At 36.3% G+C, this 13,367-nt stretch carries 11 protein-coding genes; 6 read left to right on the top strand and 5 right to left on the bottom strand.

Going from position 1 to position 13,367, the window contains the following annotated elements; genetic code table 11:
- Positions 1 to 13: 13 nt before the first annotated feature.
- Positions 14 to 1,006 carry a type IX secretion system protein PorQ gene (porQ, locus tag AC27VX_RS06840; RefSeq protein WP_488694596.1) on the bottom strand — a complete coding sequence of 331 codons (993 nt, stop codon included), beginning with the start codon at positions 1,004 to 1,006 and terminating at the stop codon, positions 14 to 16.
- 331 nt (positions 1,007 to 1,337) lie between these two features.
- Here porQ and pyrH point away from each other — a divergent pair, with 331 nt between their 5' ends.
- Complete coding sequence (pyrH, locus tag AC27VX_RS06845; protein WP_300685470.1) at positions 1,338 to 2,045, top strand: UMP kinase; 708 nt, start codon at positions 1,338 to 1,340, stop codon at positions 2,043 to 2,045.
- A gap of 471 nt (positions 2,046 to 2,516) precedes the next feature.
- The gene (gene frr, locus AC27VX_RS06850) at positions 2,517 to 3,071 is read left to right on the top strand and encodes a ribosome recycling factor (protein ID WP_236859092.1); all 555 of its coding nucleotides are present in this window, start codon (positions 2,517 to 2,519) and stop codon (positions 3,069 to 3,071) included.
- Positions 3,072 to 3,136: 65 nt separating this feature from the next.
- Here frr and AC27VX_RS06855 read toward each other — a convergent pair whose 3' ends face one another.
- From AC27VX_RS06855 to AC27VX_RS06870, 4 genes are all read right to left on the bottom strand, one after another.
- Positions 3,137 to 3,922: a hypothetical protein gene (locus AC27VX_RS06855; RefSeq protein WP_488694598.1), complete on the bottom strand. Its 786-nt coding sequence runs from the start codon at positions 3,920 to 3,922 to the stop codon at positions 3,137 to 3,139.
- Positions 3,923 to 4,175: 253 nt separating this feature from the next.
- Positions 4,176 to 5,633, bottom strand: coding sequence for an LptF/LptG family permease (locus AC27VX_RS06860; RefSeq protein ID WP_236859094.1), 1,458 nt, complete (start codon positions 5,631 to 5,633; stop codon positions 4,176 to 4,178).
- A 109-nt stretch (positions 5,634 to 5,742) separates the two neighbouring features.
- Positions 5,743 to 6,390, bottom strand: coding sequence for an outer membrane lipoprotein periplasmic chaperone LolA1 (lolA1, locus tag AC27VX_RS06865; RefSeq protein ID WP_236859095.1), 648 nt, complete (start codon positions 6,388 to 6,390; stop codon positions 5,743 to 5,745).
- Between the two features lie 63 nt (positions 6,391 to 6,453).
- On the bottom strand, positions 6,454 to 9,036 hold the full coding sequence (locus AC27VX_RS06870) for an FtsK/SpoIIIE family DNA translocase (protein WP_488694601.1): 2,583 nt from the start codon (positions 9,034 to 9,036) through the stop codon (positions 6,454 to 6,456).
- A gap of 603 nt (positions 9,037 to 9,639) precedes the next feature.
- Between AC27VX_RS06870 and AC27VX_RS06875 the strand changes: the two genes are divergently transcribed.
- The 4 genes from AC27VX_RS06875 to AC27VX_RS06890 all read left to right on the top strand — a co-directional run bounded on the left by AC27VX_RS06875 (position 9,640) and on the right by AC27VX_RS06890 (position 13,239).
- Positions 9,640 to 11,328, top strand: a complete 1,689-nt coding sequence (locus AC27VX_RS06875; RefSeq protein ID WP_488694604.1) for a DUF8202 domain-containing protein — start codon at positions 9,640 to 9,642, stop codon at positions 11,326 to 11,328.
- An 11-nt stretch (positions 11,329 to 11,339) separates the two neighbouring features.
- Entirely contained in the window at positions 11,340 to 11,840 is a 501-nt protein-coding gene (locus AC27VX_RS06880; RefSeq protein WP_300685455.1) for a hypothetical protein, read from the top strand.
- A 113-nt stretch (positions 11,841 to 11,953) separates the two neighbouring features.
- Complete coding sequence (locus AC27VX_RS06885; RefSeq protein ID WP_488694606.1) at positions 11,954 to 12,598, top strand: cysteine hydrolase family protein; 645 nt, start codon at positions 11,954 to 11,956, stop codon at positions 12,596 to 12,598.
- 68 nt (positions 12,599 to 12,666) lie between these two features.
- Entirely contained in the window at positions 12,667 to 13,239 is a 573-nt protein-coding gene (locus tag AC27VX_RS06890) for a Crp/Fnr family transcriptional regulator (protein ID WP_488694608.1), read from the top strand.
- Positions 13,240 to 13,367: the final 128 nt, after the last annotated feature.

A 13,367-nucleotide genomic window follows, 5' to 3' on the forward strand; every position in this document is an offset into this window, starting at 1 on the left:
TTCCGGGTCACAATTATTCTCCTCTGTGGCTGGAAAGATCCATAGAGATTCCTATCTGGTTGACATTGGAAGAGTTGTGGTATCTGATGTGAGCATAATCTATCCTGAATTTTGAAACCTTAACCCCGAATCCCGCAGAAAGTCCTGAGAAGTTTCTTTGGTCGGCTACTGCAAGTTCGTTTCCTCTTCTTACATTATAGCCCAATCGGATATTAAAATTCTTTTCCGGGAAAAGTTCTGCTCCCAACGAGAAGTGATCTGCAATCTTTCTGCCGGCATTTACCTTTTGTCCGTCTTTATTGTATTCCGAAGAAATATTAAATTCCTGCAGGTCATGAGCGGTAATGGTAATGGCAAGAGGGAAGTTCTTTAAGATTTTGGTATATCCCATATCAATTCGGAATGGAAGATTCTCTCTTTCTCCATTAAATGATTTCAGCTGAAAACCGAAATTTCTCAATACAAGGGAAAGAACTTCTTTATTCTTTTTATTATGATAGGTAATTCCTGCAGTTCCCGAGATAGCGGAAGAAGTGTAGTTATCTATTTTTGATGTAATAAAGTTGATTCCTCCACCTATTGTCCAGTCTTCTTCAAACTGGTAGGCGTATCCTCCACCGATGGCAACATCAGAGGCTTTAAATTCACCGTTTTCAAAACCGCTTTCATCTGTTCTCGGAATACTTCCGTAGCTCATATACCGGGCATTGATGGTGGCCATATGGCCATTTTCAAAATCCTTGGCATAGGCTATCGTTCCGTATTTCGAATCGGCAAGGTATGCCGTAGCGTTTACAGAAAGCTGTTTGTCTGAATCTTTATTTAACAGGGCAGGGTTTGCAATAGCAAAGGAAACATCATAATCTCTTATCGAAATTGCATCTCCACCCAAAGCAGCCTGTCTTGCAGATACAGGTACATTTAAGAACGGATAAACATTTGTTCCTGTTTGTGCATAAGAAACAATTCCTGATAGAAATAATGAAAAAATGATAATTTTCTTCAACTCAATTTATAATTAATGCAAAAATAATCCTTTTTCGTACTTTTCAAAATATTTCGGACATTATTTATTTATAAATACTTAAGTTTTGTGAAAATGTTGTTTACAGAGCATTGTAAGGTGTCAGAATTGTAAGAAAACTATAATCCTTCAGATTTTATTTTGATTCTTATATAATATTATGTTAACAGTCAATTATCTCTTTATTAATTGCATAAAGCATTAGACTTAAATTTTATAATTGATAATTTAAAATCAACATTATTAATGATTATATTTGCAGAATCAAATTTTGGGGAAACCAACGTTAATAAAAAGTTATTAAAAATAAAAGATGAAATATAAAAGAATCCTTCTGAAACTAAGTGGTGAGGCCTTAATGGGGAACAGACAGTATGGTATTGACAATGAAAGACTGCAGGAATATGCTGCTGAGATCAAGAAAGTAGTTGAGAGAGGCTGTGAAGTAGCGATCGTCATTGGAGGAGGAAACATTTTCCGTGGGGTAGCAGGAGCTGCAAAAGGAATGGACAGAGTGCAGGGTGATTATATGGGAATGCTGGCAACAGTAATCAATGGGATGGCTTTGCAGGGGGCATTGGAAGATGCAGGAATCAAAACAAGATTACAGTCTGCTATCGAAATGGATAAAGTAGCTGAACCTTTCATCAAAAGAAGAGCAGTAAGACACCTTGAAAAAGGCAGAGTAGTGATCTTCGGAGCGGGAACCGGAAATCCTTATTTTACAACAGATACAGCAGCTACTCTGAGAGCAATTGAAATAGGAGCAGATGTTATCTTAAAAGGAACAAGAGTAGACGGAATCTATGACAGTGACCCGGAAAAGAATGCTGATGCAGTAAAATACAACTCATTATCATTCGATGAAGTATTTGAAAAAAACCTTAAAGTAATGGACATGACAGCATTTACTTTAAGTCATGAAAATAAATTACCTATCATTGTATTCGATATGAATAAGGATGGGAATTTAATAAAAATTGTAGACGGAGAAAACGTGGGTACTTTAGTTGATTTGTAATCATTTATTACAATAAACAAAGTAAGTATAATCATATTTAAGAGCACCTGTTATAGCGTTATTGCTGTAGCAGGTGCTTTTTAAATATAGAGAATTCTGTACATCATAGGGAACTTTAACAGGTTGTCATGAATTTATAGTCAGATTTTCTCTGGAATCATCCCTGGTGAGGATATCCCATTTTTGTCATTGTAAACGATCCCTGTTTAATAGGTAAAATACTTTATAGGTATTTGTACCTGAATTTATACTAGTATACGGGATAAATAAAAAACAGGAGTGGTAAGTACATAAAATCCGTGTATAGTAATACCTATTATTCAAAAACAATCATTATTTTTGCACCACTGAATACTGAAAATCCTAAGAAACAGTAAGAAAAACATTGAAAAAACAGGATTTCAGATATTTTAACCGATTGATATTCAGTAGGTATTATTGATGTGTAATTTATCAAATTTTAATTATATAATGGAAGAATTAGATCTTATATTAGAATCTGTAAAACAGGACATGGATGCAGCTGTAAAGCACTTGGATCACGCATTTCAAAGAATTAGAGCAGGACGTGCTTCTTCAGCTATGGTTCAGGATGTAATGGTGGAATATTACGGAGCACCGACTCCTCTTAACCAGGTTGCCAATGTTTCTATTCCGGATGCAATGACCATCTCTATTCAACCTTGGGACAGAACAGCGATCAACGCCATTGAAAAAGCTATTATTAACTCAAACTTAGGTTTTGCACCTTCTAATAACGGGGAAAATATCATTCTTAACGTTCCGCCTTTAACAGAGGAAAGAAGAAAAGAGCTTGCAAAACAGGCTAAATCTGAAGCTGAGAACACTAAAATAACAGTAAGAAACGCAAGACAGGATGGTTTGAAAGAACTTAAAAAACTAGACGGAGTTTCTGAAGATGTCGTTAAAGGGGTGGAAGATGAAATTCAGACTTATACTGATAAATATGTAAAGCTTTGCGATGAGCATCTTAAGACAAAAGAAGCTGAAATTATGAAAGTATAATTTTCAGTTTTTGAAAATAAAAAAGCGGTTTCAGTTCGAAACCGCTTTTGTTTTTATAGAGGTGATTATTTACAGTTTTCGTTGTAATCATAGATCACTTCATTAATCAGTGAGAGCTTATCTGTCATAGAATTGCTGACTTCTTCTCTGATGAACTTCCCAAGACCGGTTCTTTTTTTCTCTTCATTTTTCAGTGAGCCATATTCCCCTTTTGTCATTTTTGCTTTTGCGTACGGACAGTCTGTAATGATGATTTTTGCTTTTGCCGGAGTAAGTTCTTCCACTTTTCCTCCTTTTTTTGAATAAATATAGTTGGGATTATCCTGTAATCTCTGAGTTTCTGCCTGAGATACTCCATTGGCACTATTGGCCGTAACAGATGATGGATAACCGTATAGTTTATACACTGTAATTTTGCCATCTGCTATAACTTCTGCAAACTGAGAGGTTCTGGAAAGATTGTTAATTGCTTTTAAACCCGCACTTAGTCCGGTTATATTGTCAGAAGTATTCATTGCTTCTCTGGCATTCGAATATTTTATAGATTGGAAGATCCTGGGTGTATCTCCTTCATACAGCATATATTCTTTGATGTCATCAGCATCGTAGCTTTTATATTTGATTTTGTTTTTTAATTTGTCAATGTCAGCAGGGGCCGCAAATTTTACTTTCAGCTGATTTTGCCATGGGCTGTAATAACTTCCGTGAAGTTTGATAACACCTTCCATCTTCTTTCCGGCTTTATCAATGATGTATCCATATTTTTCGCCATTGTAAGATGCTGTGTCCTCCTGGGCATAGATATTTAAAGAAGTCAGCCCGAACAGGCCAATAAGTAGTAATTTTTTCATGGTTATATTTAAAAACTTCAGCAAAGATAATTTTTTATCCTCAAATAAATAATAGCTGAGATTTTTAATATCTGCGAATAGCCGGAAGTACAAATTATCCTGATAAACTGTTTCAGCGTGCAATGCTTTTATCTTCAATGAGATTTGATTGTACCTTAAAAAGAATATAAAAATAAAAAAGTAATGTCTCTGACTATGGTAAAATAAAAAAGATCCAGAAATGTTCTGAATCTTTTTTATCGTTAGACTTTGCCTATTGATATCTCTGATGTTCTTTATTCTTGACAAACAGTTTTGTAATAGGTTTAAATAATACTTTGTACTTTTCTGCATCAAAAAGCTGAGAATCTGTAAGGGCTTTATATGTCATCCATACCCCAAAAGGGAATAGGATTATATTGGGTAGCCATGCCGCAAGGTAAGGATTCATTTTTCCGCTCCATGACATATTTTCTACTCCCACATTCATGATATAGAAGATAATGAAGATAACAATCGCTATAATTACAGGAAGTCCCATCCCTCCTTTTCTGATGATAGACCCCAGACTTGCTCCAATCAGGAAGAAGATAATACAGGTTACAGAATAGGAGATAATCCTCTGCTGATAAATAACGACCTTACTGAAATACTTCACATTGGTACTGAATTCATTTTTCTTGGACTCCAGAGTAGTTTTCAGGTTATCCAACCTATTATAAGAGTAATAGATCATATCCAGTTTCTTATCTCCTTTTACGGTATCCAATTTGATCTGAACTTTCGGAGCAACTTTGTGTTTGTTGCCTTTATCCATATAGTTAATAGCAGAATTAGTCTGGTTCAGCACCTCATATCCTATATTGTCAAAGAACTTTTTATTCTCTTTTTTGCTTCTTGCAACAGTTTCGTTTAGCTGGTTATAAGTCTGGAAACGGTAGTCGTCTGTAATCTGCTCTTTTTCGATGGCTTTATTGATGATTTCACTGATGTCAAAATGTGACACTAATGTATCAAATTTAATAGCCTGGTCCGGTTGCTTTTGTCTTACGTTGTCACCTTTTCCGGCAAATGCATCTTCAAATACATAACCGTTATAAAGAACCAGTTTTAAAAAATTCTTATTGGCTGCAGGTACAAATTTACCTTTCTCTGCCACTACAGACTGTTGGTTTTCGTAAGTGTTTGCTTTTTTGTGAACAAAAACACCTTCAATATTTTCCCCGTTTTCTCCATATATTTTGTCAAACTTTACCATATATCCGGGAATCTGATCAATAAACTGCCCGGGGGTAAAGTTGATGGCCGGTTTCGTTTGTGCAATATTGAAAAGCATATTTTTAGCCTTCTTCTGGAAATCCGGAATAATATTATTGGAAAAAAAGAAGAGCATCACAGCAAGTATGGTTGCAATTCCAAACAGAGGCATCATTACTCTGGTAAGAGGAATTCCTGCTGCTTTCATAGCTGCAAGCTCATAACGCTCTCCAAATTCACCGAATGACATGATACTCGCGAGAAGGATCGTAAGGGGAAGAACCATACTGATTACATTCACCCCAAGATAGAATAGAAGTTTAAGGATTTGCCAGTAGCTTAATCCCTTTCCCATAAATTGCCCTAATTGAACCCAGATAATGTTTACAATGAAAATGAAAAACAATACGCTGAATATAAAGAAAAACGGTCCAAAGAAGGTTTTTATGATATATCGGTCTAGTATTTTTAACATGCGCCAAAATTAATCAAAAAGCCACAAAGTTTACTTGTGGCTTTTATATTTTGTTATTTTTTTTACTTAAAAAGGAAATTTGCGTATTCACGAATACGTTTTTCTTCTTTTAAAGTTCTGTAATGATGTAATTTTTAAATTTATTCTTGTCAAAAACAAACATATTGGGATCCAGCTGCTGGTTTTCTTTGTACTCTTTAATGGCAATTACTGCTACATCCTGATTATTTCCGTGCTGTTCAAGTTTTACCATTTGCTTTTTAGCAGAATCAATGAAAAGATAAACGAACTGTATTCCGTTTGATTTTACAGGAGTCAGCTTAATAAAGTCAGCATTCACTCCGTTCACCATCTTTTTACCATTATAGGTTACATTATAGTCGTTTCTATAGGTAGTAAGATAGTTAATAGGGGAGAACATGGTGCTGGTTCCGTTAGGCTTGGCAATGGTAACTTCCATATCATCGGCGTTGATGTTATAGATTTTATTACCATCGAAGATCTGTTCAGTATCCATGATCTTCAGTTTGTATTTCTCTCCGGCAACGTAATAAATACCAGGCTCTGTTTTTCCAACCTGACCGTTAAGACCGCTTCCAAAAGAAAATTTGAAGTAAGAGTTCTTTTTAGAATTGTAGTTGGCTGTAACATCATCCAGAATTTTTTTTGCTTTGGCATCGATCTTTTGAGCATTTGCCATTCCCACTGCACCTACAACAAAACTTCCTAATATAACTTTTGAAATAATATTTTTCATTTTTCTATTTAATAATCTTTAGATATTTTAAAACTGTAAAGGTCAAAACCTGATGGTTTCCCTTTAACTACGCAGATCTTCCAAAAACTGTTCCAAAGAATGAAGATCACTAATGATAACCTCTCTGGCCTTAGCTCCGTTAAATCCTCCCACAATACCGCTCGCTTCTAGCTGGTCCATAATTCTTCCTGCTCTGTTGTATCCCAGTTTAAGCTGTCTCTGAAGCATTGAGGTAGACCCCTGCTGTGTAGAAACAATGATTCTTGCTGCGTCTTCAAACAGAGCATCTTTTTCGTTCGGGTCAAAAGTACCGGCTGAGCTTGAAGAAGAGTCTTCAGAAACATATTCGGGAAGTAGGAATGCTGATGCATATCCTTTCTGTTCACCAATGAATTCTGCTATTCTTTCAACCTCTGGGGTATCTACAAAAGCACATTGAAGTCTTAGAATCTCATTCCCATTGAAATAAAGCATATCTCCTTTACCAATCAGCTGATCTGCTCCCGGAGAATCAAGGATCGTTCTTGAGTCTACACTGGAGATTACTCTGAAGGCAGCTCTTGCAGGGAAGTTGGCTTTAATCATACCCGTAATTACATTTACAGAAGGTCTTTGAGTAGCTACAATAAGGTGAATACCTACGGCTCTTGCAAGCTGTGCCAGTCTGGCAATTGGTAATTCAACCTCTTTTCCGGCAGTCATGATCAAATCTGCAAACTCATCCACTACCAATACAATATAAGGAAGGTATCGGTGTCCATTCTCAGGATTTAGTTTTCTTTCTGTGAATTTCTTATTGTATTCCTTTAAGTTTTTACAGAATGCATTTTTCAGGAGATCATATCGGGTGTCCATTTCAATACACAGAGAGTTCAGGGTATTGATTACTTTATTGGTGTCTGTAATGATCGCTTCTTCTGCATCCGGAAGCTTAGCCAGATAATGTCTTTCAATTTTTGAGTACAATGAAAGTTCCACTTTTTTAGGATCCACCATGACAAACTTGAGTTCGCTTGGGTGTTTTTTATAAAGAAGGGAAGTAAGGATCGCGTTAATTCCCACAGATTTACCCTGACCTGTCGCTCCCGCCATCAATAAGTGAGGCATCTTTGAAAGGTCGGCCATGAAAACTTCGTTGGAAATCGTTTTTCCGAAAACTACCGGAAGATCCATATCCGTATTCTGGAATTTTTGAGAAGCAATTACCGAACGCATAGAAACCATTGTAGGATTTTTTCTTGGTACTTCAATACCAATTGTTCCTTTTCCAGGCATTGGAGCAATAATTCTGATTCCCAAAGCAGAAAGGTTCAGGGCAATATCATCCTGCAGTTTTTTGATAGCCGCAACACGGATTCCTGCCTCTGGTACGATTTCGTATAAAGTAACAGTGGGCCCTATGGTTGCTTTGATTTCAGCAATTCCTACGTTGAAATTCTTAAGAAGTCCAACAATTTTATTTTTATTTTCTTCTAATTCCTCCTTATTGATAGCGATCTCTTCATTGCCGTAGTCCCTCAATAGATCTACCGGAGGCATATGGAAATTAGGCAAATCCAATTTATGATCATACAAACCGTGTTTTTCTACAAGTTCCTGGGATTTCCTGTCCGAGTCATCCAGAATATCTATAACAGGAGCAACTTCGATATTAAATTTAATATTTTCATGCGCAGGTGGCGGTGTTACAGCAGGAGATGGAACAGAAGGTCTGATGTCAAATGCTTCTTCCGGTGTAGAAACAGGAACAACTGGTTTTGTAGAAAGGTTTAAGCTAACCGGCTGAGTCACCTCTTTAGGTTCCGCATCAAAAGAAGTATGGTTGGGGGTAACAATAGTATCTATTTCTGCAGAAGTTGAAATTTCCGAGAATCCGTTGGTTGTAATTGCCGCTGGTTGCTCTTTGATTTTATTGATAGGATTGTTTCCGGCCGGACTGTTGATTTCACTTACTCTTACATTGGGAGCAGGCTCCTCTTCAGATTGGTCAGCTTCTTCTTTCAGTTCTTCATCAGCTTCAAAATCATCCTCAGAATCAGGAATCATAGACTTTACCTTTCCAATGGTATTTTCATTGATCTTACTGAGTTTCGCTTTAATAGAACTTGGGCGAAGATTGAATTCAAGTATAAAATACAAAAGAATGCTTGCAGCCAAAACTGTCCATAAACCTACAGTTCCGATGATGGAATTAAGATAATCCATGATCTGGTATCCGTATACCCCTCCTAAAACACCCTGTCCTTTGGTAAGTGCTCCCATAAAAATAGGAAGCCAGCAGATAAAAAATAAAGAGTGACCGATGGTTTTCCATGGTTTGAAAATTTTCTTCTTAAGGATCATTGTTCCTACTACAAGAAATAAAAATGCAATAATAAATGAGGCGATACCAATACTTTCAAAGATGAAAATATTTCCCAGCCAATCACCTACCTTGCCAAAAATATTTGAAGATTGTATAGTTTTGTCCAGCATTGTTCCTGCCTGGCTTTGATCCGCTTTCCAGTTCATTAAATAAGAAATGAATGAGAAGGCCAGAACAGCAGACAAAAGTATAAAAGTAAGCCCGAAAAAAATGCGTGGCTTAGATAAAATTCTGCCTTTATCAGGCGATTCAGTCGGTTTTTTTTGTGTCTTTTTATCCATAATATCAATGTCGCAAATTTAATGTTTTTTCAACACTAAATGAATCTTTTTTGTCCAAAAAACATTTTGGTAATCCCGCTTTACAACGATTATTTAAAACTTAATTGAAAAATATTTTCCATTATCACAAAATAAAATAAGGCTATTTTTTTTGTTTATCCAAATCTGATTCTGTTAAATTATTATAATGGCGGGCTATTTATAGCTCTTGAAAAAAGATAGTAAAATTTCTAATTAAAAAAATACTGAAATGAAAAAAAATAATAATTTAAAAAGAAATTATTGATTTTATAAAATAGCTATCTGTTTTTATGGTGTTTAATGAAGTGTATCGTAATTTAATGATGAAAAATATAAAGATATAGTGTTGATTATGTGTCGGTTTTTTAGAAAAATATGTTATACCTTTACAATAGGTGTTAAAAAAAGATTTTTTTTAGGCGGATGGTTGTAATATTTTAAGGAATATTCATTCATGCTTAAAACAAAAATACCATTCAATCTTATTTTATCACTTTCCATATTCCTTCTTTTCTGACAAATTGATAGATCTTTACTTGATCCGGCAATTTAAAAATAGACAACAACATTAAAAATACATCAATGAGAAAGCAGTTATTCTTTGTATTCTTGTTGTGTAATTGTACTCTGTGGGCGCAATCTCCCGGTGGTGTTTCCGCCAATTTGCAGATATGGGTAAAAGCCGATGCGGGTACTGGCACAACAACAGACAATACACAAGTCCCTATATGGGAGAATCAAAAAACCGGTGGCGTAAATGGAATTGCCAATCAGGGAATGCCAGGTTATTATGCTGATCCGGGGATAGCAGACAGGCCGGTTTATCGCTCAGCAGGATCTATTCCAGGTTTTAACTTTAATCCCGCCATACAAATTGTAAGTACCAACGGCTATAGGTCCGGATATAAATTCCCATCTGGTTTTCCTGATAATTCAACAAAGTCCCTGACTTCGTATACGCATCTTTCCAGAATAGCATCAGCAACCTACAGAACCGTTTTTGTAATGAATGGTACGGCTCAAAGTTCAAACCCTACCGCAGTTGCAGGAGTGTGGCAGTCCCCTTTCTTTGGAACAAAAACAAACCGCCCGGAATTTTATAATGAAAAAGAATCAGGTGACGTATTTTTCGGCACAGATGTGATCAATACGGTAGAAACTGAGACTCCAAGTATACAATCTTACTATAACAGCAACGTAAGCGGAGACATAAAATATTTTTTTGATAATAATGGTTTTACCTATGGTGGACCATCAAATAATGTCTCTTCTGTTAATAATTATCCGGGAATGGTTCTTTTAATGGACAATGACGGCGGTTCCGGTTCTACTTCTTTGGCAGGAGACAGAATTGGAGAGTTTATTTTATATTCAGAGACCCAGACAGCTGTAGAAAGACAGAGGGTCAATTCTTATCTTGCCGTTAAGTATGGGGTTACTTTACGGCAGCCACAAAACTACCTTGGGTCTGATCAAAGCATTACCTGGGATTCCAGTCTTAATGCCATTTTTAACAATAATATTTTTGGAATCGCAAAAGACGATATGTCGGTATTGAACCAAAAAGTGAGTAACAGTATTAATAGCGAAAATAATATCATGCTTACACTGGCTACAACTAATGATTTTGTCTCAGCAAATGCTGATGCCGGCAGAGCCGCTTTTCTTCAGGATAAAACATTCTTGTTGATAGGAGATAATAATATTCAGGCACTTCCTCTGGTCAATTTTGGGGTGGCTTCGGGAAAGATTATTCAAAGGACCTGGCTGGCACAAAAAACAAATGATACCGGATCTGTCTGGTTGCAGGCTGATCTTTCAGGCTATACTGAAATAGCACCTACGGATAAGGTCTTTATGATGACAGCGGATGATGCTGCATTTACGCAGAATGTACAAATGATTTCAGAAGCAAGTTTTGTAAATGGTAAGGCGGTATTTAATTATTCATTTCCAAACAGCCGATATTTCACATTCGGGACTAATCTTCAGGCATATTGTACTAAAGATCCGGCAGCGGGAACTCCAGATGGCTTTACAAAAGTAGGGATCTCAGGATATACCAATCTGCAAAACGGTTGGCCGGGAAATATTCCTAATGGATTTTTAGCTTTAGAATCAAAGGACAAAGGAATGGTTATTACCAGAACCACTTCGGGAAGTATTGCTCTGCCTGTTGAAGGGATGTTGATCTATGATACGGCAGATAAATGCTTTAAACTATATAATGGGACAGCCTGGAACTGCATCTTCAGATCCTGTAATGATTAAAAATACAAAATATGAAAAAGATAATTACAACCATAACATTGTTTTCTGTAGTGGCACTATCTGCTCAGGTTGCTATTGAAAAAAGCCAGGCTGAAGGAGATGGACTTTTGGATTTCCCGTCCAATGGTACAAAAGGGATTTTATTGCCGATTGTAGAAACGCTTCCCATCAATGCTTCGGCAGGAACGCTGCTGATGGATAAAAATGATAAAGTAGTAAAAATGAACGTAGAATCCGTCTGGGTTCCGCTGAGTGATCCGGGGGCTGTGGCTGGTGCTGTTTTCAATACAAATGGGGAGATTCCCGGGCAGAACAGAATTATTATAGGGGCTGCAACAACAGCAGCTCCCGGAATTTTGGTGCTTGAATCATCCAGCAAAGCACTTGTTTTACCTAAAATAGCAAATCCGCACATTAACGTTAAAAGTCCATATCCGGGAATGATCTGTTATGATACCATAAGTAAATCTATGGCTGTATTTGATGGATTGAAATGGAGCTATTGGAAATAACAGACCGTCAGCAAGATAATAAAAAAACCGGAAGAAAATCTTCTGGTTTTTTTGAACTAGTTCAAAGGTCAGGAAATTGAGGGTCAGTAATTTTGTTCTATAAAATTTTAGAAATGAGAAATAAATTAAAAAACATTCTGGCTGTAATGCTAACCTCAATTTCATTATTATCAATTAACGCACAACAAAAAGGAAAAATGGAAAACACCGCATTATTAATTATCGACGTACAAAATGACTACTTCCCGGGAGGGAAAATGGAACTTCACGGAGCTGAAAAGGCCGGACAAAATACAAAACGGATTTTAGAATATTTTAGAAAAAATAATCTTCCGGTGATTCATATAATGCATGTTTCAACCAATGAGGGAGCCACATTTTTTCTTCCTGATACCTCCGGAGTGAAAATCAGTGCTTTGGTGTCTCCGCAAAAAGATGAAAAAATTATAACAAAGCACTTTCCTAATAGTTTCAGAGAAACAGATCTTCTGGAATACCTTTATTCAAAAAATGTTAAAAATCTGGTGATCGCCGGCATGATGACGGATGTTTGTGTAGAATCTACCACAAGAGCTGCTTTTGACTATGGTTTCAGTAATACAATTATCGGGGATGCCACAGCAACAATAGACAGGGAACTCGATGGCCAGATAGTGAGAGCACAGGAAGTTCAGCGATCCTTTTTAGCGGGAATTTCTGCCTTAGGAAATCTTTACGCCCATATCGTCAGTACCAATGACTTCATTAGTGGAAAATAGCTATAACGTGATACAGAAGTATAAGGATATCAATAATATTGGTATCTTTATTTTGTTTAAACAGAATCATGTCTAGTTTACTTTATAAAAATATCAGCAGGTACATTGATCTTTCTGAAGAAGATTTCAAAAGGTTTGAAGCTCCCTTTAAGCATATGCGATTTAAAAAGAAAGATATAGTTCTAAGAGAAGGCAGTCACTGCCTTTTTGAAGGATTTGTTCTGAGTGGCTGTTTTAAAATTTTTTACCTTAACGAAAAGGGATTTGAGCAGACCTTATATTTTGCAGTAGAAGGGTGGTGGATTACAGATATAGACAGCCTGATCAATAACGTTCCCTCCACATTGAATATTGAAGCACTCGAGGACAGTGAGGTACTGATGATTTCAAAAAAAGATAAAGATATTCTGTATGAAACTATGCCCCAGGTAGAAAAGCTTTTCAGAATTATGAATCAGCAGTCATCAGTCGCTCTCCAAAGAAGAATTCTTTCTCTGACGGGCAAAACAGCTGATAAACGTTATCTGGAATTTTTAGAAAAATATCCTGGTCTGGAACAGAGGCTTACACAGCAGCAGGTTGCCTCTTATTTAGGGATTACTCATGAGTTTTTAAGTAAAATCAGAAAAAAACTTATTTAACCAGGTGGCTTGTTTATATTGTTGTTTTTTAACTAATGAAATAGAAGCCTTCAATTACGGATATAGGTATTATAAATCTCTATTTTTTCAATTTTAAAAATTGAATTTTCCCTAATGTTTCTGAGCTT

This window comes from Chryseobacterium sp. 14P4.3.2 (genome assembly GCF_057799275.1).

What these genes read in the sequence shown, in the direction of transcription:
- pyrH (WP_300685470.1), top strand. Translation starts at nt 1,338, where the DNA reads ATGAAATATAAAAGAATCCTTCTGAAACTAAGTGGTGAGGCCTTAATG.
- frr (WP_236859092.1), top strand. Translation starts at nt 2,517, where the DNA reads ATGGAAGAATTAGATCTTATATTAGAATCTGTAAAACAGGACATGGAT.
- AC27VX_RS06855 (WP_488694598.1), bottom strand. Translation starts at nt 3,922, where the DNA reads ATGAAAAAATTACTACTTATTGGCCTGTTCGGGCTGACTTCTTTAAAT.
- AC27VX_RS06860 (WP_236859094.1), bottom strand. Translation starts at nt 5,633, where the DNA reads ATGTTAAAAATACTAGACCGATATATCATAAAAACCTTCTTTGGACCG.
- lolA1 (WP_236859095.1), bottom strand. Translation starts at nt 6,390, where the DNA reads ATGAAAAATATTATTTCAAAAGTTATATTAGGAAGTTTTGTTGTAGGT.
- AC27VX_RS06870 (WP_488694601.1), bottom strand. Translation starts at nt 9,036, where the DNA reads ATGGATAAAAAGACACAAAAAAAACCGACTGAATCGCCTGATAAAGGC.
- AC27VX_RS06875 (WP_488694604.1), top strand. Translation starts at nt 9,640, where the DNA reads ATGAGAAAGCAGTTATTCTTTGTATTCTTGTTGTGTAATTGTACTCTG.
- AC27VX_RS06880 (WP_300685455.1), top strand. Translation starts at nt 11,340, where the DNA reads ATGAAAAAGATAATTACAACCATAACATTGTTTTCTGTAGTGGCACTA.
- AC27VX_RS06885 (WP_488694606.1), top strand. Translation starts at nt 11,954, where the DNA reads ATGAGAAATAAATTAAAAAACATTCTGGCTGTAATGCTAACCTCAATT.
- AC27VX_RS06890 (WP_488694608.1), top strand. Translation starts at nt 12,667, where the DNA reads ATGTCTAGTTTACTTTATAAAAATATCAGCAGGTACATTGATCTTTCT.